Origin of the sequence: Corynebacterium riegelii (assembly GCF_016728505.1) — a bacterium.
GTDB classification, from domain to species: Bacteria; Actinomycetota; Actinomycetes; order Mycobacteriales; family Mycobacteriaceae; genus Corynebacterium; species Corynebacterium riegelii.
In genome coordinates, this window is record NZ_CP068159.1 from 213,894 (window position 1) to 235,857 (window position 21,964).

General features: G+C 63.3%; 20 protein-coding genes. 2 read left to right on the top strand and 18 right to left on the bottom strand.

Going from position 1 to position 21,964, the window contains the following annotated elements; all coding sequences use genetic code 11:
- Window positions 1–19: 19 nt before the first annotated feature.
- On the top strand, window positions 20–865 hold the full coding sequence (locus I6I71_RS01110) for an HhH-GPD family protein (protein WP_236587340.1): 846 nt from the start codon (window positions 20–22) through the stop codon (window positions 863–865).
- Here the strand turns inward: I6I71_RS01110 and I6I71_RS01115 are convergent.
- Window positions 844–1,014 carry a DUF4236 domain-containing protein gene (locus I6I71_RS01115; RefSeq protein WP_141738122.1) on the bottom strand — a complete coding sequence of 57 codons (171 nt, stop codon included), beginning with the start codon at window positions 1,012–1,014 and terminating at the stop codon, window positions 844–846. The genes I6I71_RS01110 and I6I71_RS01115 overlap by 22 nt on opposite strands.
- A gap of 23 nt (window positions 1,015–1,037) precedes the next feature.
- Here I6I71_RS01115 and I6I71_RS01120 point away from each other — a divergent pair, with 23 nt between their 5' ends.
- Window positions 1,038–2,513: an alpha/beta fold hydrolase gene (locus I6I71_RS01120; protein ID WP_201821604.1), complete on the top strand. Its 1,476-nt coding sequence runs from the start codon at window positions 1,038–1,040 to the stop codon at window positions 2,511–2,513.
- Between the two features lie 42 nt (window positions 2,514–2,555).
- Here I6I71_RS01120 and I6I71_RS01125 read toward each other — a convergent pair whose 3' ends face one another.
- From I6I71_RS01125 to ftsH, 17 genes are all read right to left on the bottom strand, one after another.
- Complete coding sequence (locus tag I6I71_RS01125; RefSeq protein WP_201821606.1) at window positions 2,556–5,423, bottom strand: ATP-dependent Clp protease ATP-binding subunit; 2,868 nt, start codon at window positions 5,421–5,423, stop codon at window positions 2,556–2,558.
- A 149-nt stretch (window positions 5,424–5,572) separates the two neighbouring features.
- Entirely contained in the window at window positions 5,573–6,436 is an 864-nt protein-coding gene (locus I6I71_RS01130; RefSeq protein ID WP_201821608.1) for a MetQ/NlpA family ABC transporter substrate-binding protein, read from the bottom strand.
- A complete protein-coding gene (locus I6I71_RS01135) occupies window positions 6,437–7,438 on the bottom strand; it encodes an isopenicillin N synthase family dioxygenase (RefSeq protein ID WP_201821609.1) in 1,002 nt (333 codons plus the stop codon).
- A gap of 90 nt (window positions 7,439–7,528) precedes the next feature.
- Window positions 7,529–9,202: a phosphoenolpyruvate--protein phosphotransferase gene (locus tag I6I71_RS01140; protein ID WP_201821611.1), complete on the bottom strand. Its 1,674-nt coding sequence runs from the start codon at window positions 9,200–9,202 to the stop codon at window positions 7,529–7,531.
- A 15-nt stretch (window positions 9,203–9,217) separates the two neighbouring features.
- Window positions 9,218–10,219, bottom strand: a complete 1,002-nt coding sequence (locus I6I71_RS01145; RefSeq protein ID WP_201821613.1) for a hypothetical protein — start codon at window positions 10,217–10,219, stop codon at window positions 9,218–9,220.
- Window positions 10,220–10,221: 2 nt separating this feature from the next.
- Complete coding sequence (locus tag I6I71_RS01150; protein ID WP_201821615.1) at window positions 10,222–11,094, bottom strand: hypothetical protein; 873 nt, start codon at window positions 11,092–11,094, stop codon at window positions 10,222–10,224.
- A gap of 269 nt (window positions 11,095–11,363) precedes the next feature.
- On the bottom strand, window positions 11,364–12,944 hold the full coding sequence (lysS, locus tag I6I71_RS01155) for a lysine--tRNA ligase (RefSeq protein WP_052206136.1): 1,581 nt from the start codon (window positions 12,942–12,944) through the stop codon (window positions 11,364–11,366).
- A gap of 28 nt (window positions 12,945–12,972) precedes the next feature.
- Window positions 12,973–14,238 carry a hypothetical protein gene (locus I6I71_RS01160; protein ID WP_201821617.1) on the bottom strand — a complete coding sequence of 422 codons (1,266 nt, stop codon included), beginning with the start codon at window positions 14,236–14,238 and terminating at the stop codon, window positions 12,973–12,975.
- 71 nt (window positions 14,239–14,309) lie between these two features.
- Window positions 14,310–15,107, bottom strand: coding sequence for a pantoate--beta-alanine ligase (locus tag I6I71_RS01165; RefSeq protein WP_052206132.1), 798 nt, complete (start codon window positions 15,105–15,107; stop codon window positions 14,310–14,312).
- Window positions 15,108–15,812, bottom strand: a complete 705-nt coding sequence (locus I6I71_RS01170) for a 6PGD fold domain-containing protein (protein ID WP_201821619.1) — start codon at window positions 15,810–15,812, stop codon at window positions 15,108–15,110.
- A 3-nt stretch (window positions 15,813–15,815) separates the two neighbouring features.
- A complete protein-coding gene (locus tag I6I71_RS01175; RefSeq protein ID WP_201821622.1) occupies window positions 15,816–16,880 on the bottom strand; it encodes a DUF6779 domain-containing protein in 1,065 nt (354 codons plus the stop codon).
- A gap of 10 nt (window positions 16,881–16,890) precedes the next feature.
- Window positions 16,891–17,358 carry a DUF3180 domain-containing protein gene (locus I6I71_RS01180; protein ID WP_101734676.1) on the bottom strand — a complete coding sequence of 156 codons (468 nt, stop codon included), beginning with the start codon at window positions 17,356–17,358 and terminating at the stop codon, window positions 16,891–16,893.
- The gene (folK, locus tag I6I71_RS01185; protein ID WP_201821624.1) at window positions 17,355–17,813 is read right to left on the bottom strand and encodes a 2-amino-4-hydroxy-6-hydroxymethyldihydropteridine diphosphokinase; all 459 of its coding nucleotides are present in this window, start codon (window positions 17,811–17,813) and stop codon (window positions 17,355–17,357) included. The genes I6I71_RS01180 and folK overlap by 4 nt, the downstream gene beginning before the upstream one ends.
- A 5-nt stretch (window positions 17,814–17,818) precedes the next feature.
- Window positions 17,819–18,190 carry a dihydroneopterin aldolase gene (gene folB / locus I6I71_RS01190; RefSeq protein WP_052206121.1) on the bottom strand — a complete coding sequence of 124 codons (372 nt, stop codon included), beginning with the start codon at window positions 18,188–18,190 and terminating at the stop codon, window positions 17,819–17,821.
- Entirely contained in the window at window positions 18,183–19,007 is an 825-nt protein-coding gene (gene folP, locus I6I71_RS01195; RefSeq protein ID WP_101734693.1) for a dihydropteroate synthase, read from the bottom strand. Before folP ends, folB begins: the two co-directional genes overlap by 8 nt.
- 63 nt (window positions 19,008–19,070) lie before the next feature.
- Window positions 19,071–19,640, bottom strand: coding sequence for a GTP cyclohydrolase I FolE (folE, locus tag I6I71_RS01200; protein WP_070494544.1), 570 nt, complete (start codon window positions 19,638–19,640; stop codon window positions 19,071–19,073).
- Window position 19,641: 1 nt separating this feature from the next.
- Window positions 19,642–21,933, bottom strand: a complete 2,292-nt coding sequence (ftsH, locus tag I6I71_RS01205) for an ATP-dependent zinc metalloprotease FtsH (protein WP_201821633.1) — start codon at window positions 21,931–21,933, stop codon at window positions 19,642–19,644.
- Window positions 21,934–21,964: the final 31 nt, after the last annotated feature.

Sequence of the window (21,964 nt, forward strand, 5' to 3'; positions counted from 1 at the left end):
CACTATTGTTGCACTCATTGTGAGCCTGCAAGACGAAATCATCCACTGGTATTCCGACAACGCCCGCGACCTGCCGTGGCGCAATGAATCGACCTCGCCGTGGGGCGTGTTGGTCAGTGAAGTGATGAGCCACCAAACCCAAGTTGAGCGCGTCGCACCCATCTGGGTGGACTGGATGCACCGCTGGCCCACGCCCGAAGCGTTTGCCGCCGCCAGTACTGCCGACGTCCTACGCGCCTGGGGGTCTCTGGGGTATCCCCGCCGTGCACTTCGCCTCAAGGAGTGTGCGCAGGTCATTGTGGATGAATGCGGCGGGGTGGTTCCGCGTGGCGTCGATAAGCTGCTGGCTCTTCCCGGAATTGGTGAGTACACCGCGCGCGCTGTCGCCGCATTTGCATACGGGCAGAACGTGGCGGTTGTGGACACCAATGTGCGCCGCGTCCACGCGCGTGTGGTGCTTGGGCAGGAAAATCAGAAACCCCGCAAATCCGAAATCGCCGACGTCACCGAGCTGCTGCCGCCCGAGCAAGGGCCCGTGTTCTCCGAAGGGCTTATCGAACTCGGCGCGCTGGTCTGCAAAACCAAACCCGTCTGCGAGGCATGCCCAGTTAGTCAGTGTTTGTGGCGCGAGCGCGGCTACCCCAAGACGTTTGTGAAGGCGCCCTCACAGAAGTTTGCGGGCACCGACAGGCAGGTCCGCGGCAAGATCATGCGCGTGCTTCGCGACGCCCCTGGCCCCGTCCCCCAATCCGACATCGACGTGGTGTGGCCCGACGATGCACAACGATCGCGAGCGTTGTACTCCCTGCTCGAAGACGGCTTGGCCGTCCAAAACGAACGCGGCTACTTCCACCTGCCGCGGTAGGTCATGCCGCCGGGCAGCTTGATCCACACGCCGCCGCGGGAGTTGAACGTCACCGGCCCGACCTTGGTAGACATCGAAGCGCCGGTGCCGGTCTGGTTAATCCAGACGTTCTTGCCAACCTTGTGCCGTTTCCGATACTGAAGACCCATGCGCAGAAGCTTACACTTTGTGCATGTCTCGTTTCCTGAAGTCGCTAGTCGCGACCACGCTTGTCGTCCCGCTTGTTTCCGTCCCCGCCGTCTCCGCCGCACCGGCGCATGCACAGGATCTCAGCGCTGAGTCCCTCTCATCATTGTCATCGTTTGGTTCCTCGGCGGCCGGGGTGCTCTCCAGTGTTGGTGAGCGCCGCACCGGTGAGCGCATCGTGTACGACTCGGTCAACGAGCTGGGCGAAACCGTGCGTGTCAGTGGCGCCGTGTTTGATGTTGACAATGCGAAGGGGTTGGTGGCGTTGGCGCCGGGTACGAGGGGCGTCGGCAAGCATTGTGCTCCGAGCGCACCGAAGGACGGGTTTTCCTCCATCACGGGCAGCTCGGTGAATGTGAACTATGAGGCGCCGGTGGTGCGCCTGCTGAACAAGGCAGGCTACCGCGTGGTGGTCACGGATTACATGGGCTTGGGCGATCGCGGCTCGGCGAAGGTACACACGTATCTGAACAGGATTGATCAGGGCCATGCGCTTATCGACGCCGCACGCCACGTATCCAAACCCGACGAAAAAGTCGCGTTCTGGGGCTACTCCCAAGGCGGCGGTGCGGCAGCTGCAGCAGCCGAATTGGTCGGGGAATACGCCCCGGAGCTCAACGTTGTTGGCACGTTCGCGGGCGCTCCCCCGGCGGATCCGCTGCGCGTGATTGAAGACGCCAGCGTGGACCTCATCACCACCGTCGCCGGCTTCGGCGCGATCAGCTACTCCGAAACCTACCCGGAGTTCAAGGAAGCCATCGATGAGCTGTTGACCGACGAAGGCCGAGAAATGCTCAAAGAGCTGGCCAACGCCTGCGTACTGGACGGCCCCCGGGTGGTAACCAAACCGTTTTCCGCCTACACCAAAACCGGCAAGACACTCGCGGAGGCCGCGCGGACTGATGCTCGCATCTACAACGTCCTCGAACACAACGCCCTTGGCCGCGTAGGCACCTCCGCGCCTATCATGGTGCTGACCAACCCGGATGATGACATGGTGCCGGAACCGCAGGCCACCCAGCTTGCGAGCGACTACTGCACAGTCGGCGCCCCAGTGGAGTACCGCAAGGTACTAGTGCCGGGTACGGATTCGATGCCGCTGTTTACCGCATCAAGTGACGCGTCCTCCTTCCCAGCAAAGAGGGTGCCAGTCAGCGGACACGCCGCACCACTTGTGTTGGAGACGAAAAATGCGATCACCTGGTTAGACGATCGCATGGCGGGCAAGAAATTTACCCAGGTCTGCCCTGGTGAAGAAACCCCGGTGGAGCTCACCGATGAGCTGAACTCTGTGGAGCAGACCGCCGTTGCCCTCGGCGTGCTCGCAGCGGTGGCAGGGATTGTCGGGTTGGGCGGCTGGGCCGCCTACAACCTAGGCCTCATCCCCAGCGAGTGGTTGGCGATGGTGCCGCAGCAGTGGCTGGGGATGATCCCGCCGCTGCCGCAGCTGCCGCAGCTCTAGCGCTACGGCTGGTTAGGTTAGACCGGCTGGGCCGGCTGGCGCTTAGGCCGGCTCCATCGGGCCGCGGCCGCTCGGGCCGTCTTCGCCATCCTCACCGTCACTGTTGCCATCGGAGTCACCGTTTTCGGTGCCGTTGTCGGCGTCGGTGCCGTTGTCGTGGCCCTCGCCGTTGTCGAAGTCAGCAGCGTTGTCCGTGTTCAGGTCCGTGTTCAGGTCCGTGTCCAGGTCCTTGTCTAGGACGGTGCCTGCCGGCTCATCCTCAAACCCGCCGCCCTGGTCAGTCTCGTCCGGGAACTCAGAGGCCGGGCTCTCCGGCTCGACGCGGGACGGGTCGATCTCGCGGACTTCGCTCTCCAGCTCGATGTCGGCCTCGTCAAACGTCTCGGCCGGCAGCGGGCGCGGACGCGGGGTGAACGTCAGCTTTGCGCTCTTCTCGTCGGCTTCGATGTCGCCGTCGACGTCGACAGTAATGATCTCACCCGCACCGATCTCGCCGAAGAGGATCTTCTCGGACAGGATGTCCTCGACTTCGCGTTGGATGGTGCGTCGCAAAGGACGAGCACCCAGCACCGGGTCGAAGCCGCGCTTGGCCAGGAGGTTCTTCGCAGCGTCCGTAAGCTCGATGCCCATGTCCTGAGCAGCCAGGTTCTTGTCCACTCGGGCGATGAGCAGATCAACCATCTGCACAATCTCTTCCTGGGTGAGCTGGCGGAAGACCACAATCTCATCAATGCGGTTGAGGAACTCGGGGCGGAAGTGCTTCTTCAGCTCATCGTGCACCTTGTTCTTCATGCGCTCGTACTGCGCATCCGCATCCGTGGCCGTGCTGCCGGTAAAGCCCAAGCCCACAGCCTTGGAGATGTCGCCGGTGCCCAGGTTGGAGGTGAAGATCAGCACAGTGTTCTTGAAGTCCACCATGCGGCCCTGGCCGTCGGTGACGTGGCCTTCTTCCAGCACCTGAAGCAGCGTGTTGTAGATCTCCTTGTGGGCTTTCTCGATTTCGTCGAAAAGCACGACCGAGAACGGCTTGCGGCGCACCTTCTCGGTGAGCTGGCCGCCCTCCTCGTAACCCACGTACCCCGGAGGGGCACCGAAGAGGCGCGAGGCGGTGAAGCGGTCATGGAACTCACCCATGTCCACCTGCACCAGCGAATCCTCATCACCGAACAGGAACTCAGCCAGCGCCTTGGACAGCTCCGTCTTACCCACACCGGACGGGCCGGCGAAGATGAACGAACCGCTCGGACGCTTCGGGTCTTTCAGGCCCGCACGGGTACGGCGGATGGAACGAGACACAGCACGCACCGCTTCGTCCTGCCCGATGATGCGCTTGTGCAGCTCGCCTTCCATGTTCAGCAGGCGCGAGGACTCGGACTCAGTCAGCTTGAACACCGGGATACCGGTCCAGTTGGCCAGGACCTCTGCAATCTGGTCCTCGCCAACCTCGGCGATATCCTCAAGGTCATCGGAGCGCCACTTCTTTTCCTTCTCCGCGCGCTCTTCGCCCAGCTTGCGCTCGGTGTCGCGCAGGCCAGCGGCCTTTTCAAAGTCCTGTGCGTCAATCGCGGCTTCCTTCTCGCGGCGCACCTCAGCGATGCGGTCATCCACCTCGCGCAGGCCCTCCGGCGCCGTCATGCGCTTAATACGCATGCGCGCACCTGCCTCATCCAGCAGGTCCACGGCCTTATCCGGCAGGAAGCGGTCATTGATGTAGCGATCCGCCAGGTTCGCCGCAGCCTTGAGCGCATCGTCTGTGTAGGACACGCGGTGGTGCGCCTCGTAGCGGTCGCGCAGGCCCTTCAAAATGGTGATGGTGTCTTCCACCGACGGCTCATCTACCTGCACCGGCTGGAAGCGACGCTCCAGCGCCGCATCCTTCTCGATGTGCTTACGGTACTCATCCAGGGTGGTGGCACCGATGGTCTGCAGCTCACCGCGGGCAAGCTTGGGCTTGAGTAACGACGCCGCGTCAATCGCACCTTCCGCCGCACCCGCGCCAACAAGCGTGTGGATCTCATCAATAAACAGGATGATGTCGCCGCGCTGGTTGATCTCCTTGAGCACCTTCTTCAGGCGCTCCTCAAAGTCACCGCGGTAACGAGAGCCCGCAACCAAAGAGCCCAGGTCCAGGGAGTACACCTGCTTATCGCGCAGGGTCTCCGGGACCTTGCCGTTAGCAATGTCGAGCGCCAAACCCTCCACAACGGCGGTCTTACCCACGCCCGGCTCACCAATAAGTACCGGGTTGTTCTTCGTGCGGCGGGAGAGCACCTGCATGATGCGCTCAATTTCCTTGTCACGGCCCACCACCGGGTCCAGCTTGCCTTCCTTGGCAGCTGCGGTGAGGTTGCGGCCAAACTGGTCAAGCACCAGCGAGTTGGAGCGCTCGCCCTGCCCACGCGGGCCCGGGCCGGCAGCAGCCGGGGAACCAGGCGCCGAGGTCGGAGCCTCCGGGTTCTGCGCCTCGCCGCCCTCGTAGCCGCTCAAAAGCTGGATAACCTGCTGGCGCACACGCGGCAGGTCTGCGCCCAGCTTGATCAGTACCTGCGCCGCTACGCCTTCGCCCTCACGGATCAGGCCGAGCAGCAGGAACTCAGTACCGATGTACTTGTGCCCCATCTGCAGACCCTCGCGCAGGGAGAGCTCCAGGACCTTCTTGGCACGCGGGGTAAACGGGATGTGGCCGGTAACCGGCTGGGTGCCGTGGCCGATGATCTCGATGACTTCATTGCGTACGTCATCAAGATTGATGCCCATGGACTCTAAAGCCTTGGCGGCAACACCCTCGCCCTCTTTAATCAGGCCAAGCAGGATGTGTTCGGTGCCCATGTAGTTGTGATTCAGCGCGCGCGCCTCCTCTTGGGCAAGAACGATGACGCGACGAGCGCGATCAGTAAACCGCTCAAACATGTGGCGACCCCTTCTTCAAACAGATTCCCTAAATAGTCGTTCTCACACCATAACGGCTAAGCCCCACACTTCTTCCCTGCATTTCGGACAGTGTGGGGCATTTACGCAGGTAGATGGCAATGTTCGCCCGTAGCGAACACCCATGTTCCTTAGTTCACCGGCAGCACAGCGTTGCCGTACTTCTCGCGGATCCAGTCAGCAGTTTCTTTAGACTGCAACGCCTCGGCCACGGCCTTCACGCGCGGATCATCCGCGGACTCCTGGCTGGCCACAAACACGTTGACGTAGGGGTTGTTCTCCGGGGACTCTGACAGCACCGCGTCATCCACCGGGTCATAGCCGGACTCCAGGGCAAGTGAGGACGCTGCGATGACGCCGTAGACGTTGGTGTCACGAATCGACTGCAGCACCATCAGGTCCTCCACCGGCACGATGTTCAGGTTGCGCGGGTTGTCCTTAATGGACAGCAGGCTTATCGACGTCACCGCCTCCGGATCCAAATCCGCATCCAACGTAATCAGCCCATTCTTCTCCAACAGCAGCAAGCCACGGGCGAGGTTGGACGGACTCGACGGCACCACAATGTCCGCACCGTCCGGGATCTGGTCCGCGGAAGTGATCTTCTCCGAGTACATCGACGTCGGCTCCAAGTGCACGCCCGCCAAATTGACCAGCTGCTTGCCGGTCTGGTCCTCCCAGTCACGCAGGTACGGCACGTGCTGGAAGAAGTTCGCATCCGCCGAACCATCAGCAACAGCCATATTCGCCGCCGACACATCCGTGACGGTCTTGACATCCAGCGTGAACGAGTCATTGACCTCGTCTAAGTGCTCCAGAATCTCCAAGTGCGGCACCGGGGAGGCAAGGATAGTCAGCGCCTCAGATGAAGCACCGTCACCGGCTGCCTCCCCCGCCGAGTCAGAAGGCGAAGAGGCACACGCCGCGGTGGTGAAGATGATGGCGGTGGTGGTGAGGGCGGTTGCGATGTGGCGTCGAAAAGCAAGAAGGCTCATTTACAGCTCCTGGAATTGATCGGCAATAGCTTGGTTGAATTTCGCTGTGGTCTCGGGATGCGCGCGCAAGCGGGACTTCAAGGTGTTCAGGCCCGAGTTCTCATAAATCTGCTGGCCCTGCATGTCCTGGCCAACACCCCGCGAGTCCGGCAGCTCAAGCGTGGGCAGCACCGTGTCAAGATTCGGCGTCAGGAAAAACGGGAAGGAGTAGCGCTCCGACCCCTTCGCCGTAGGCAGGACGCGGTGGCGCGTAGCCACAAGATAGCCATCCGTGGCGCGTTCCAGCAGCTCACCAATGTTGACCACGTACGTGTTCGGGATGGGTTGGACGTCAATCCAACCGTTGTCCGTCTCCACCTGCAGGCCAGAGGAATCCGGCTCAATGTACAGCAGCGTGATCACGCCCGAATCCTTGTGCGCGCCAACACCCTGGGTGGCCTCGTTGTGCTCAACCGCGGGGTAACGCACCAGCTTCAGCAGCGGGAACGGGTTTGCAAACTGCCCATCAAACACCCCTGGGTCCTGGCCAAGCGCCTGCGACCACGCGCGAATAATGTTCTGCGCAACACCCGTGAGGTGCTCGATGTAACCATTCACGGCGCCCTTCAGCTCCGGCACCTGCGCCGGCCACGGGTTCGGCCCCTCAACCACGCGCCACGGGCGCTCTTTGTACTCCGCCTCATCGGGCGCAGGCAGGTCGAAGGAGTAATCCAGCTGCTCGCGCCAGTCGACTTTGTTCTGCGTGCGCTCATCCCCCAGGCAGGAGTAGCCGCGGTAGTGGCGGTTGTTCAGGTTGGAGATCTCGTTCTTTTGCTCCAGCGGTAGCGCGAAAAACTCTTTGGACTTGCTAATTACGGTGTCGCGAAGCGCTTCGTCCACACCGTGGTCCGCCAGGTAGAAAAACCCGATCTCGTGGGTAACTTGGCGGAGTCTGTCCATTTCTTCCGTATCTCCGGCGGCAAGCTTTGCGTAGAAGATGATTGGAAGCGTGGCTTCTGACATGGTCAATCCTTTCATAATGAACAGCTTGGTTCAGTTTCTAGAGGAAAACCCTAGACCGTTTTGTTCATTTTGAAAGTATGCGGCAGGTTTTTATTCAGCAGCCGCCTGCTGACACTCCTCCAGACTGCATTGGCGCAGCGCGGCGTGCACCGCCGGAATCTTCACGTTTGCCATGGACAGGGAGCTCACACCCATCCCCACCAACACCTTCGCAAGCTTCGGATCGCCCGCAGCCTCACCGCACACCCCGATGGGCTTTTTCTTCACGACGCCCACCCGCACCACCCCCCGAACCATCCTCAGCACCGCCGGCTGCCACGGGTCCTGCAACGCGCCGAGTTCGCCATGCATCCTGTCGGCTGCCATCACGTATTGCGCCAGGTCATTGGTGCCAATAGAGGCGAAATCCACCTCCTCCAGGATCTCCTCGGCCATGATCGCAGCCGCCGGAGTTTCAATCATCACGCCCACGTTGGGCAGCCCGTGGGCGCGGGCGCGCTGCGCGAACCAGCGGGCCTCATCTGCCGACACCACCATCGGCGCCATCACCCACAGCTCCGAACCTGGAACCTGTTCGGCGGCGTTCGCAAGCGCCTCAAGCTGGGTGTCCATAAGCTCCGGGTACCGCTGCGACATGCGGATTCCCCGCACCCCGAGCGCCGGGTTTGCCTCTGCCTGTGGAGGCGCTTGCCCAGGCGCTGGCATGGGCGCTTGCCCAGGCGCTGGCGTGGGCACGAACCGCAGCGGCTTGTCCGCCCCCGCGTCCAACGTGCGCACGACCACCCGGCGCCCGGCCGCCGCTTTCAACACAGCAACGTACTGATCGGTCTGCTCTTGCAGGCCCGGCGCGTCATCGCGATCCAGGAAGAGAAACTCCGTCCGGAAAAGCCCCACGCCCTCCGCGTCGAGCCCTTCCATCTCCGCAGCGCTGCCGATGTTGGCCATGAGCTTCACCGGGTGGCCGTCGCTGGTCTGGCCGTTTCGAATCTGGCCGGAAATGCTGCCCGGCCCGGCTGCAACCGCTGCAACCCCAGCCGCTGCTTCCTCAGCCGCGGCTGCCTCCCGCGCGGCTGCCTCCAAGCCAGCGGCTTCCGCGGGTGTGGGGTTGACGTGCACTTCGCCGGTGGTGGCGTGGAGGGAGATGCGGTGGGCGTCGGTAAGCAAAATGCCCCTGACCTGCACCACCGCAGGAATCCCGAGCTGGGCCGCGAGGATCGCCGTGTGGGAGGTCGGCCCACCTGCCTCGGTGACAATGCCCGCGACCAGCGCCGGATCCAGCGCGGCGGTCTGCGACGGCGCCAAATCGTACGCAACGATGATGCTCGGGCGATCAAGATGCGGCGCCCCCGGCTCCGGCAGACCTTGGAGGCGTGCGATCGCACGATCCCGAATGTCGTAAAGATCCACCACCCGCTCCGCGAAGTATCCGCCCAGCTTACGCAGCTTTTGCGCGTACACCTCCACGGCACCTGCCACAGCGGCGGTGACACCTGCGCCGCTCGCCAGCTCCTTGTCAATCGCCTTGACCAGCGCCCGGTCCGTGGCCAAGGCTGCGGTAGCTTCGAGCATGCTTGTGTGCGGCCCGTCCCCTACCGCCCTCACCGACGCCGCAACCGCCTCCAAGGTCTCACGAATCCGCTGGCCGTCGGTTTGCGGGTCCGTCGAAGGAGGCTCGTTTGGATCCACGCCCACCGGCTGCGACACCCGCACAACCGGCGCCGTCACAAACCCCGGACAGACACCGATGCCGCGCAGCGTAACCATGGTTTCTCTCGGCTGCTAACAGATGGGCAGACGCACGCGCAGGTCTGCCGCGCCCTCGCCGTTGACCAAAATCAGATAGTTACTCCAGTGACTGTTCGGCGCCATGTAATAGGCCTCGAAAGACTGATCGGGGATCTCGGCGGAGGTGAACTCGCAGGTCTCGTTGCCGTAGTGCTCCACTGGCTCGCTAGCCGGGATCGCTGTGTCGCGCTCTGCCTCCGAGGCGTACTGGATCACCGTGATGCCAAGCTTGTCGTTGGCGCAGCGGATCTTCGCCGTCTCACCATTGCTGAGCTCACGCGAGGAACACGGCAAGCCGTCGATGCCGCGGCCGCCATCGTTGGCGGCGATGATCTGCGGAAAGTCCTCCGCAACCATCGCGTACGGCTGCTCCCACGGCGAGCCCTGTGCAGTGTCCCGGCCCGCGAACCACCACAAGCCGCCGCCCACAATCGCAACCAGGGCCACCGCCGCAGCAGCGATCGGCCACACCGGGCGCTTCTTCTTGTCAGACGCTTGGCCTTCCTCCACCTTCGGGATCGGCTCCGTCGGGTACTTCTGCTGCTGCGGTACTTGTGTTGCTGGCTGCTGGATCGACGACGTCTGCCTACTCGGCCCATACTGATACGGCCGGCCCGTCAACGGCTCAGCGACTGCAGGTTTCTCTGCCGGTTTCTGCGCAGGCCGTGATGCAGTCACGCCCGATTCCACGCCCGAATCCATCCCCGAATCCATGCCCCCACCTATGTTCATGTGGGCCAGCTGGCGCAGGGAATCCGGCGTCATCGCCGGCGCGTTCGGGTCGTTTAAACGTTGGTCGTACGCTGAACGTCGATAAGGATCTCCCAGCACCGCACGCGCCACCTGCAACTCCTCCAACCCGCCCGGGTTCCACGTGTTGCCAGACTGAATCCGCTGGTCAATCTCCTGGGCCAACGCGGCCGGGTCTTTCGCCCGATCAAGACGAAGCGAGTCATACAGGTTGTAGTGGGCCATCATCCAATCCTCACGGTTCATCCCTAACAGGGATCAAAGTACTCAGCGCGGTCTACCAACACGCGACCATTACCACCGTACTGCGCCTTCGCCCGGCACATCTCATCAACATCGGACAAAAAGTCCAGATACACCGGGTAAATATCGTCCCCGTCGAGCTGCCCGCGTAACGACGCACACCGCCCCGGCACCGTAAACTTCACACTCCTACCCGACGGGTGCACCGCCAACACCTGCCTTGCAATCCTGTGCGCAGTATCCGGCTCATTGTCAATCACCGAATCCAGGATCAGAATGTTGCGGCCATCGCAGGCGGGGTAGCTGGCGGCCTCACCGGCCTCACCAAGATTGACCAGCGTGATGTACGGACTCGACGGGTCCCCCTTCGGCGCGGTTTCAAAGAACTCATCAAAACCGGTCTTACCGCTTGGACACTTGCGCATCTTCACCAAGATGGTCTCCGGCACCCCAATGTCACGCATGTGTGCAGTGTCCCAGCAGGGGGCTTCGCCCCATTTGGTGTCTTCGACGTGGCCGTCGGCAAGCAAAGGCCCCCACTGGTTGCCATCCCACCGCAGGAAGCTGAACTCGTCTGACGACGGCACACCCGCGTACGCAAAACCACCCTCACAATCGAAGAACTTGTGCTGCATGCCTACCGAGTTCGTGGGCAGCAACGCGTTGTCGCACACCGGCGGGGATGTCGGCTGTTCTGTTGGCGTTTCTGCTGGGGTTTCTGCTGGCGCTTCTGTGGAGGACTCCACTGGCGAGTCCTCCACGGAGGTGAACAGCGGGGTCGGCTCCGCGATCTCCTGCACTACTGTGGGTGTGCACGCCACTAGGCCGGCAGCCAGCCCAGCGGCGGCGACGAACGTAAAGATCCCGTGAGAGCGCATGCGCGAATCCTAACGCACGCACGCCAGGACGGCCCGCGCTGCTTCTTTTGCAATGTGGTCTAGCAGTATGCGAGATGCTGCTAGACGATAAAACTTTTCCCCGCTGTTTCCGCAGGTCGCGTTTTGGCGAAAAGGGGCGAAAATACAATGTCGTCTAGCAGTACACGCAGCCTGCTAGACGACATTTACAAAACCCCAGGCCGAGACACAAAAGCCGGGCTCCGCGCGAGCAAAACCGAGTTTGCTTCTAGTTGGATTCTAGTTCGCTTCTAGTTCGCTTCCGGCTTGACCAGCGGGAAGAGCACGGTCTCGCGGATGCCCAGGCCGGTCAGGGCCATCAGCAGGCGGTCCACGCCCATGCCGCAGCCGGCGGTCGGTGGCATGCCCTGCTCCATGGCGGCCAAGAAGTTCTCATCAAGCACCATGGCCTCTTCGTCGCCGTGGGCGGCAAGGCGTGCCTGGTCCTCGAAACGCTCGCGCTGGATCACCGGGTCAACCAGCTCGGAGTAGCCAGTGGCCAGCTCGAAGCCGCGGACGTAAAGGTCGAACTTCTCGGTCACGCCGCGCTGCTCGCGGTGGTCGCGGGTCAGCGGCGAGGTCTCTACCGGGAAGTTGATCACGAACGTCGGCTCGTAGAGCTGGTCGGAGCAGAGGTGCTCCCAGATTTCCTCGACAAGCTTGCCGTGCAGCCAGCCCTCATCCTTCGGCACCTTCAGACCAATAACCTCAGCAATGCCCATGAGCTCCTCAACGGAGGAATCCACGGTCACCTCGGGCTGGCCCGGGAACTGGCGCTGCAAAGCCTCGTTCAAAGAGGGGTACATTTCCATGACCTTCCACTCGCCGCCGAGGTCGTACTCGGTGCCGTCGGCAAGCGTGACCGTCGTGGAGCCGAAGACCTCCTGCGCACAGAACTGCACAAGATCCTTCATGGTCTTCGCACCGTCCTTGTAGGTGCCCCACGCCTGGTAGGTCTCCAGCATGGTGAACTCCGGCGAGTGCGAGGAGTCAATGCCCTCGTTGCGGAAGTTGCGGTTGAGCTCAAAGACACGCTCAATGCCACCAACAACGCAACGCTTCAGGTACAGCTCCGGCGCGATGCGCAGGTAAAGGTCCATATCCAACGCGTTGGAACGCGTGATGAACGGGCGAGCGGCAGCGCCGCCGTGCAGCGTCTGCAGCATCGGCGTCTCCACCTCAACAAAGTCGTGGCCCGTGAGGAACTTACGCACAGCAGCGATCACCTTGATGCGGGTCATCGCGTTGTTGCGGGCAGCCTCGCGCATGATCAAGTCCGTGTAGCGGTGGCGCACACGCTGCTCTTCATTCATGTCCGCAAAGGCCACCGGCAGCGGGCGAAGCGCCTTCGACGCCATGTGCCAGGACTGTGCCTGGACGGAGAGCTCGCCGCGTCGAGAAGCAATAATGCGCCCGGTTACCGAAACAATGTCGCCCAGGTCTGTGTCTGCCTTCCAGCTGGCCAGCGCGTCCTCGCCAACCTCTGCAAGCGACAGCATGACCTGCAGCTGCGTACCGTCACCCTCCTGCAGGGTGGCAAAGCACAGCTTGCCGGTGTTGCGCTGGAACATAACGCGGCCGGCAACCGACACCACGTCCTGGGTCTCCTGGCCAGCCTCCAGGCGGGTCACGCCATCGCCCTCCCCCTCGGGCACGACCTGGTACTTCGCGCGCAAATCACGCAGGCTCGTGGTGCGCTGCACCTCAACGGGGTAGGCCTCACGGCCCTCATCAATCAGCTTCTGGCGCTTGGCGCGGCGGATGCGCTGCTGCTCCGAAAGGTCTTGGCCGTTTACTGGTTGCTCTGCTTGCGAAGTCGTCTGCTTAGTCACGGATGACCATGCTAGTCGCCCGCAGCGATTACTCACACACCGGCAGATCCAGACGCATCTCTTCCGCCTGGTAGCCGTTCACAACAATCAGGAATTGACCCTTGTCATACGGCGCCATCGCAAACGCCTGCGGGTAGGCCTCCGGAATCTCATAGTCCGCAATCATGCACTCGCCGGAGCCCAGCACGGTCGCGTACTCCTCGCCCGGCAAGTCCTGGTCACGCGCGGCCTGGGTTGGGTACTTCGCCACCGAAACACCCAGCTCCTCACCCGCACAGCGGATCTTGGCCTCCTGGCCGGCATCGGGTGCGGCAGACTCACACTCCAGCCCCTGCCAGCCGCGCTTGCCGCCTTTCTTTGCGACGACCCCCGGGTACGCCTGCGCAATCTCCTGCTCCGCCGCGGTCCACTCCTGGCCACGCTGCGTGGTAACAAACCACGCCACCAGCATGACCACAAGCGCCGCAGCCAACGCACCAATAACCCACGGCCACGGGTTGCGCTGCGCGTTTACGGGTTTCGACGGCGGCGTGTAGCCAGACGGGTACGGCTCCGGCGGCTTGCGGTAACCATCCTGCGGGCGCGGCGCCACGGCAGCGGACGCCTCCGCCGGCAGCTCAGAGGATTCAGGCTTCTCAACCGAGGTGACCTCCTGCAGGTAACCCGCCGCGGTGGCGTGGCGGGCCGCCGCCTGTTCATCCACCGGCTGGCTGGTCACCTGGGCAACCACGTTCCAAAAATCGTGCAGGTTGTCCTCGGTGGCCGCCAGGTCAACGCTCGGCCCCACAAGCGCAAGCTTGACCGGCACGTCAGACCACGACGGCTGCACCAGCAGCTGGTCCGCGTTGATGGAACGCGCCAAAAAGCCCGGGTAGCCAGCTGCGTTGTAGGCGTCAACGGCCTCGGCGGCAGCGGTCAGCAGGTCGCGCGCCTCCTCGTTGGTGAAGGTCTGGCCCGCGTCGTGCTTCTCCAGGATCAGGTCGCGCAGCGGCGTACCGACGGTTGCCTCACGCAGCACGTAAAACTGACCGTCCTCGGTCACGCCCGCATGGCGGGGGCGAAACGCGCCGGGTGCTGCGATTTTCTCCAGCTCGGCGTCCAACGAATCTACGTCGCCACCAATGCCGCGCACCTCCGCGGTATCAAACAGCTCAACCTGGACCGCAGCCCCCTCGTCATTGCTCGCCTCATACAGCGTGGAGCCACTCGTGCGGCCGACCTCCACAATCCGGTCGGCGGCAAACGCGAAGCCGTAGCGTTCATTCAGCAGTGCGGCGAGTTGGGGCGCAGACATGCAAGCGAGTGTAGCGCACCCCAGCACTACCTACGCCCAGCCACCTACGCCCAGCCACCTACGCCCAACCACTACTCCTGGCCGGCGTACTTGAAGCCCACGCCCAACGGCAGGCCGACGTTGTCAATCAGGTGCACGCCGTCCACGTCGATGGCGGCGAGCAGGCGGACGTCGCCGGTTTCGGGGGCGGGTCGGAAACCAAGATCACGAAGCTCCAGGTAGACAGGCTCCACACCGGCGGCTGCAAAGATACCGCGGGCGGTCTCCAACACCACGTCCGCACCGTGTTCCGCCGCATGGGCTCCGGCGGTTAAGGCTGCGGAAAGTGCGAGGGCGGCTTCGCGGTGGGCGTCGCTAAGCAAAAGCCCATTGCGCACGCTGATGGCAAGGCCATCCGGGTGGCGGACGGTGGGCAGGGAGTGCAAGAGCACCTCCATACGCAGGGCCGACACGGCGCGCTGCACGGCAACCAACAGCTCGAAGTCCTTCTCCCCCATCACCAAATCGGTGGCGTGGCAAAGGTTGATCGCCGCCAAGATCGCGGCAACCTCACGCGCCACCTCATCGGCCGGCTCCAGGTGATCAAGGCCGGTAGCAACCGCAACCTCGGCGGCAAGCGGGCCGTGGAACACCACGTCCACCTCCTCGCGCGCAAATGCCTCGGGCACTTCCGCCCCGCGGAACACCACAAACGTGTACGCGCCAAGCAGCGATTTGGCCGCGCGGATCAGCTCAACGTGCGCGCCGGTGACGTCACTGTTGATCACCACCAGCGCGATCTTCTTACCAATCTTGCGAAACGCGCGCCCGTACTGCGCCAGATGCGCCTCATCGGTGACTACTACGGCCTGACCTGGTTCAAACGCCATTTATATTGTTCCCTCGTATTTCGCGTACGCCCACAGCTCCGCGTCGGTGGCTTGGGCCTGCTCAGCGTATCTGCGCTCCACGTCCACGTACAACCTCCGCACCCCCGGGTCCGCGATCGCGTCGGCGATCCGGTCCAGCTCAGTGGGGGTTAAGTCTTCGAGCGGGCCGCGTGGGGCGCTAAAAAACTGCTCCTCCAAAGCGGCAATGTCGGGGGAGGCGGTGGTGGTCAGAGCGTGGGCGTCGATACGCAAAATGTGCTCCAAAGCCCGCAGGCGCTGCGCCGCAACAAGGGCGGGGCGCGCCGTGTCCGCGATGGGGATGTTGATGCCGCCGAGCTCCGCAACCAGCAACCCAAGGACGGATTCACCCAGCTCATCGGCCGCGGACGTCACCCACACATCGCCGAACACATTGTGCGCACACATCACAATCGAATGAGCGGTCTCCACATCATCCAACAGCTGCGCCCCAGCCTCCAGCGCGGTGTGCAAAAACATCTGCTGCGGCCGCGCGTGAGCTTCAAGCTTCTCGACGCCCCACCGCACCTGACCCACCCCACCATCCAAAACCACAAGGTCAACATGCACAATGGCGCCCGGATCATCGTCTGCATCGATCGGGATGATGGTGTGCCCGGCGCGCTCCAACGCGTGCGTTAACGGGGTGTGGCCGAAAACGGAACCGACCACTAAACGAGGCGGCACGGGCTAGCTGTCCTGCTCTGGTTTGTTCTGCTCGCTCTGGGCGTTCTGGGCGCGGCGGGCCAGAAGTTCGGCAACGGAGATGGCGTTCGCGTGCTCGTCACGACGCCTACGCCCACCCCTACGCGGCGCCTCCTCCTGCTGAGGCTGCGGCTCGGGCTGTACTTCCGGTTCCTGCTGTACTTCCGGTTCCTGCTGCGGCTCGGGCTCGGGCTGTACGGGTTCCGGGGTTGGCTCCGGCTCCGGGGTCGGCACCGGCTTGACCACCGGCTCCGGCTGCACAGCTTCTTGTGCAGCCTCTTGTTCGCGGGTGCGCTCGCTGATCAGTGTGGACAGCGGGTTCGGGTGCTCGTAGGTCGGCTGCTGGCCGATGCGGCCAGAAATCGCTGCGGCCGACGGTGCGCCTGCCGGGCGGGTGCGCTGCGCGCGGACCTGCTCGCGGGGTTCTTCCGGCACGTTGACCTTGGCAATGCGGGTGGTCTCATCGCTCGACGGGCCCGGTCGCGAAGCAACAGGAGCAGCAGGCTCAACAGGCTCCGCCGGTGCAGACGGCGCAACAGGCTCCGCCGGTTTCGGCTCCTCGATCTCCTGGATGCGGCGTGCAGAGGCGCGCACCGCGGCCGGCTCGTACTCGAAGACTTGGCCGCGCAGCTCCTCCAGTTGGGAGCGAAGCGCCTTGATCTCCTCCTGCAACTCACGCAGCACGGCCAGATCGGATGCCTGCAGGTGCGCCTCGGCAGAACCGGTGACGGTTGCGGGCACCTGGCCGGTTGCCTGGGCGGTTGCGTGCTCCTCTGCCTGGGCTTCGAGCTGGCTGCGGGCCTGCGCAAGCTCGGCTTCGCGGGTGGCGGCGGTGGCCAGGGCGGCGTCGCGGTCACGACGCGTCCGGTCAATCACCATAATTCCTGCAACCGCCGCCCACAGTGCGAAGATCAGCGCGATTTTCAGCGCGTTGGCGGAGTTTGTAAACAGCATGACCACGGTGCCAATGACGGCAAGCACAAACGGGACAACAACCCAAAGGTTTCCGGAACTGCTTTTCGGGCTGCGTTCGGTGCTGTGGTCAGTCATGTCGTTTACCTTAGCTGGCTTGCTCTCCTTGTGAAGGTGGCGACACCTCACAAGCCCGTTCCAGCACTACACCAGCCACCGCAAGCGCCAGCCCGCCCAAAGCCCCCGACAGTAGCGACGGAAAGTCCTGCGCCGCCGCCGTCAACACCGAAAGCTTGGGCACCACGTACACCAGCGCGCCCACGTACGCCCCGCCGAAGACGGCCCCGGTCCACGCGCTCGCCTTGCCCAGCAGCATCAGGTTGGCCACCATCATCGGGTTGATCTGGCTGCGATCAAGGCCCACCTGTCCGTCTTCGCGGCGCTTCTTCACCACCCACGCAAAGAACCCGCAGGCCAGCGCCACAATCCACAAGCTCATGGGCACAACCAGGCTCAAAGACTCCAGCAGGCCATAGAATCGGCGCACCAGAATCAGCGCCGCGGCCGCGGTAAACAGCGCCGCACCGAACAGGCCCGCAATCGAGGTCCGCTTCACAGTTTGCGCACCCCTTGCTCTTCCAGGCCTTGGAGCAGTTCGCTTATGTGCGCCCCGTGCAACTCCCCATCCGAATCAATTTCCAACCACGGTTGGAGAACGAAGCGTCGTAAATGAGCGCGCGGATGCGGGACGGTGAGCACCGGGTCGTCGGAGGTGTAGCCCTCGATCCAGATGATGTCCACGTCCAGGGTGCGCGGCCCCCAGCGTTCCTCGCGGACGCGCTGGGCGTCGTTTTCCAGGCGCTGGCAGCGCTGCAAAAGCTCAAGCGGGGTTTGGTCAACCTCCACCAGCAGGCTCTGGTTGAGAAAGTCCGGCTGGTCGGTTTTGCCCCAGGGCGCGGTGGCGTAGATAGAGCTCGCGGCAACGAGCTCGCCTGCAAACTCATCAACAACCGCGCGCAGGTGTGCACGCGCATCACCCATGTTTGATCCGGCGGATAGCACTGCGCGCATGGGGCTCACATCCGTTTCCGGGAGCGGCGTGCAACCACGGCAACGTCCTCGAACACCGCGGGGATCGGCGCGTGCGGCTTGTGCAGGGTGACCTCGATGGCGTGCAGCACCTCGTAGGTGCGCATGGCGGTCTCTGCGATCTCCACCACCACGGTCTCAATCAACTGGCGCGGCGTGCCGGTGGCAATGGCCAGTGCGGTCTCGGCGAGTTCGGCGTAGTTGACGGTTTTCGTTAGGTCGTCGTCACGCGCGGCCTCTGAAAACTCCAACCAGCAGGTGATGTCTAAGGAAAACGCCTGGCCAAACTCGGTTTCGTGTGCCAACACGCCGTGGTTGGCGTGGAACGTCAGGCCTTTGAGCTCAATCCGGTCAGCCATAAGCTTGATCTTCCTGCTTAGCACCGCGCTGCCAAGCTGCAGCAACATCCACCGCATCCCGCGACACCGCCACCTCGTGCACGCGCACACACCACGCCCCCAGGTGCGCGGACAGTGCGGTCACGGCGGCGGTGGCCGGGTCGGCGTCTACCGGCCCGTGCTGCAGGCCGCGATCTGCACGAATGGCGGTGAGGAACCGCTTTCGTGACGCCCCCACCAACACCGGATAGTCACCCGCAATGAACTCCGGCAGCGCATGCAGCAACGCCCAGTTGTCCTCCGCGGTCTTGGCAAAGCCCAGGCCCGGGTCCACCGTGATCTGCGCCGGATCAACGCCCGCGGCGATCGCGTTGTCGGTGACCTGCTTGAGCACCTCGTGTACGTCGCGCACCACGTCTCCGCCGTGGTCGGCGGCACCCGAGGCACTTTCGAAGCGGGCCGCGCGCCAGTGCATCAAACACACCGGCAGGCCGGTGTCCGCCATCACCCGGTACATGTCCGGATCTGCCAGGCCACCGGAGACGTCATTGATCAGGTGCGTGCCGGCCTCAGCGGCGGCCAGGGCGGTGGCGGCGCGCATGGTGTCCACGGAGGTTTTGATCCCCTCCTGGCTCAGCAGCGAGATCACCTCGCGCACGCGCTGGGCTTCCACCTCGGCGGGCACACGCACGGCGCCGGGGCGGGTGGATTCGGCGCCGACGTCGATAATGTCAGCCCCCTGCGCCACCAACTCACGCGCATGCGCAAGCGCGGCCTCAGGGGCGAGGAACTGCCCGCCGTCCGAGAAGGAATCCTCCGTGACATTCACAATCCCCATCACGGTGGTGCGCCCCGGCGCAGTGATGTCTGCAAGGGTGACGTGACGTTGAACAGTCACAAGCTAGCTCCTAATCAGGCTCATGACCTCTGCGCGCGAGGCCGCATTGTTCTGGAACCCGCCACGCACCGCACTGGTGGTGGTCACCGCGCCCGGTTTACGAATGCCGCGCATAGCCATGCACAGGTGCTCGCACTCAATGACCACAATCACGGCAGAGGCGTCGAGTTTCTCCACCAGCGCGTCTGCAATCTGCGCGGTCAGGCGCTCTTGGACCTGCGGGCGCTTCGCGTACAGATCCGCCAGGCGTGCGAGCTTGGACAGGCCCGTGACCTTGCCGTCCTTGCCCGGAATGTAGCCAATGTGCGCCTTGCCGTAAAACGGCACCAGGTGGTGCTCACACGTGGAGTAGATCGGGATGTCACGCACCAGCACCAGCTCGCGGTGGTTTTCAGAAAACGTCTTCTCCAGCTGCGTCGTCGGATCCTGGTGCAGGCCGGCAAAAACCTCCTCGTAGGCCCGCGCCACACGCGCCGGGGTCTCCACAAGACCCTCGCGGTCCGGGTCCTCACCCACCGCAATCAGCAGTTCACGCACCGCGGCTTCGGCGCGCTCGCGATCAAACGTCCCCATGCTACTTCTCCTCCGGGTGGTCTGGCTGTTCGTGTTCGGGCAGGCGGAAGCCAATCTCCTCCGTTGGGGCCTCTTGCTTATCGACGCCCCCACGCCCCCCATCCTGCCGCCGCCCCGAAACCTCCGGTGCCTGCTGTTGGCCGGGATAGGTCCACCCCGGCGGTGGGGTCGGGCCACCGTACTGCGGCTGGCCCGGTTGGCTCGACTGGCCCGACTGGCCCGGCTGGCCCGACTGGCCCGGCTGCCAACGCGAGGAACCCGGCTTCGCATGCTTCGGCCCACCCATCGCTTCACGTTCACGACGACGACGCTCACGAGTCTGCCTCGACGCCTCCAAAATAGAGAAACGCTTCGGCGGCTCCTCGCCACGTTCCTTGGCCAGCTCCACCGGAGTCTTCACCGGTTCTCGGCCCGGCTGGCGGACAAAGCGGACGTCATGCGCCGGAAGCTCGGGGCGCTCCGGCTCGATGGTGTCAAAAATCGCCTCCAGATCAGGGCGGCGCAGCGTCTCCTTCTCCAGCAGCTTGGTCACCAGCGTGTCCAGCTCATCGCGGTACTTCGACAGGATGGAGTAGGCGGTTTCATGCGCGGCGTCGAGAAGCTCATGCATCTCCCTATCAATAGTTTCTGCAACCGCCGGGGAGTACTCCAAGCTGGCGCCGGCGCCGCGGCCAGAGAACGGATCACCCTGGGCCTCGCCGTACTTCACCGTGCCAAGCACCGAGGACATGCCGTACTCCGTAACCATGGCGCGCGCGATCTTGGTGGCCTGCTCAATGTCGTTGGAGGCACCCGTAGTCGGCGTGCCAAACACCAGCTCCTCGGCGCTTCGGCCACCCATGGCAAACACCATGCGGGCAAACAACTCGTCACGGTTGTACATGCCCTTATCGTCTTCATCCGCAGTCATGGCAAAGCCACCGGTGTTGCCACGCTGCAGGATGGTCACCTTATACACGCGCTCAATATCCTTCAGCGCCCAAGCAGCCAGCGTGTGGCCGCCCTCGTGGTAGGCGGTGACCTTCTTCTCGTGCTCCGAGATGATCTTCGTGGAGCGGCGCGGACCACCAATCACACGGTCCGTAGCCTCCTCCAACGCGTCCGGGGTGATCACGTTGCCACCGATGCGCGCCGTCAGAAGCGCCGCCTCATTCAGCACGTTCGCAAGGTCCGCTCCACTCATGCCGGCGGTGCGCTTCGCCAACGCATCCAAGTCCACATCCTTGGCCAACGGCTTGCCCTTGGCGTGCACCTTCAAAATCTTCGCGCGACCCGTCATGTCCGGGTTGGTTACCGGAATCTGACGGTCGAAGCGGCCCGGGCGCAGAAGCGCCGGATCCAGAATGTCCGGACGGTTCGTCGCCGCGATCAGGATGACACCCTCGCGGCCATCAAAGCCGTCCATCTCAACCAGCAACTGGTTCAGCGTCTGTTCGCGCTCATCGTGGCCGCCGCCCATGCCGGAGCCACGCTGGCGGCCAACGGCATCAATCTCGTCCACAAAGATGATGCACGGCGCGTTCTCACGAGCCTGCTTAAACAGGTCACGCACCCGCGAGGCACCCACGCCCACGAACATCTCCACAAAATCAGAACCAGAGATGGAGTAAAACGGCACACCAGCCTCACCGGCAACGGCACGCGCCAGCAACGTCTTACCGGTACCCGGCGGGCCGTACAGCAGCACGCCTCGCGGGATCTTGGCACCCAGCTGCTCATAAATCGTGGGATCCGTCAGGAAATCCACAACCTCCTGCAGCTCATCCACCGCCTCATCGGCACCAGCCACGTCCGCAAACGTATTCGTCGGGTTGTCCTTATCCAGCTTCTTCGCCTTGGACCCTCCGATGCCAAACATGCCGCCACCGGCCTGCATGCGATACATCAGATACATCAGCAAGCCGAAGATCAGAACCATCGGCAGCATAAAGCCCAACATGGACATCAGGAAGGATTCCTGCGTCACATTCGTCTTAAAGCTGTCGGCGCCAGAGGCCTTCACCGCATCAAAGATCGTTGGAGTAGTACGCGCCGGGTACTGGGTGGAGACGGCTTCGACGTTCTCGCGTTCGTCGACAGTAATGGGCTCTTTCAGCTCAATCCGGACGCGCTGCTCCCGATCATCAATCTGCACCTCCTTGGCGTTGCCCTTCTCCAGCTGCTCAAGCGCAACGGAAGTGTCAACCGGCTGGTAGGCGCGGGAATCGTCCCCAATCAGCGTAAGCAGGTACAGGACGATGAGGGCGGTGGCGCCAATCAGGCCCCACCGCAAAACATTTTGATTTTTGCTCATGTAATCCGTGAAATCTAACTAGCTTCTAGGC

Bases quoted from the DNA above. Each gene is read 5' to 3' on its own strand.
- I6I71_RS01160 (WP_201821617.1), bottom strand. From the start codon at position 14,238: ATGTCTGCGCCCCAACTCGCCGCACTGCTGAATGAACGCTACGGCTTC.
- folE (WP_070494544.1), bottom strand. From the start codon at position 19,640: ATGGGGACGTTTGATCGCGAGCGCGCCGAAGCCGCGGTGCGTGAACTG.
- I6I71_RS01135 (WP_201821609.1), bottom strand. From the start codon at position 7,438: ATGTCAGAAGCCACGCTTCCAATCATCTTCTACGCAAAGCTTGCCGCC.
- folB (WP_052206121.1), bottom strand. From the start codon at position 18,190: ATGGCTGACCGGATTGAGCTCAAAGGCCTGACGTTCCACGCCAACCAC.
- I6I71_RS01175 (WP_201821622.1), bottom strand. From the start codon at position 16,880: ATGACTGACCACAGCACCGAACGCAGCCCGAAAAGCAGTTCCGGAAAC.
- I6I71_RS01140 (WP_201821611.1), bottom strand. From the start codon at position 9,202: ATGGTTACGCTGCGCGGCATCGGTGTCTGTCCGGGGTTTGTGACGGCG.
- ftsH (WP_201821633.1), bottom strand. From the start codon at position 21,933: ATGAGCAAAAATCAAAATGTTTTGCGGTGGGGCCTGATTGGCGCCACC.
- folP (WP_101734693.1), bottom strand. From the start codon at position 19,007: ATGGGGATTGTGAATGTCACGGAGGATTCCTTCTCGGACGGCGGGCAG.
- I6I71_RS01150 (WP_201821615.1), bottom strand. From the start codon at position 11,094: ATGCGCTCTCACGGGATCTTTACGTTCGTCGCCGCCGCTGGGCTGGCT.
- I6I71_RS01120 (WP_201821604.1), top strand. From the start codon at position 1,038: ATGTCTCGTTTCCTGAAGTCGCTAGTCGCGACCACGCTTGTCGTCCCG.
- I6I71_RS01165 (WP_052206132.1), bottom strand. From the start codon at position 15,107: ATGGCGTTTGAACCAGGTCAGGCCGTAGTAGTCACCGATGAGGCGCAT.
- I6I71_RS01115 (WP_141738122.1), bottom strand. From the start codon at position 1,014: ATGGGTCTTCAGTATCGGAAACGGCACAAGGTTGGCAAGAACGTCTGG.
- I6I71_RS01125 (WP_201821606.1), bottom strand. From the start codon at position 5,423: ATGTTTGAGCGGTTTACTGATCGCGCTCGTCGCGTCATCGTTCTTGCC.
- folK (WP_201821624.1), bottom strand. From the start codon at position 17,813: ATGCGCGCAGTGCTATCCGCCGGATCAAACATGGGTGATGCGCGTGCA.
- I6I71_RS01145 (WP_201821613.1), bottom strand. From the start codon at position 10,219: ATGAACCGTGAGGATTGGATGATGGCCCACTACAACCTGTATGACTCG.
- I6I71_RS01130 (WP_201821608.1), bottom strand. From the start codon at position 6,436: ATGAGCCTTCTTGCTTTTCGACGCCACATCGCAACCGCCCTCACCACC.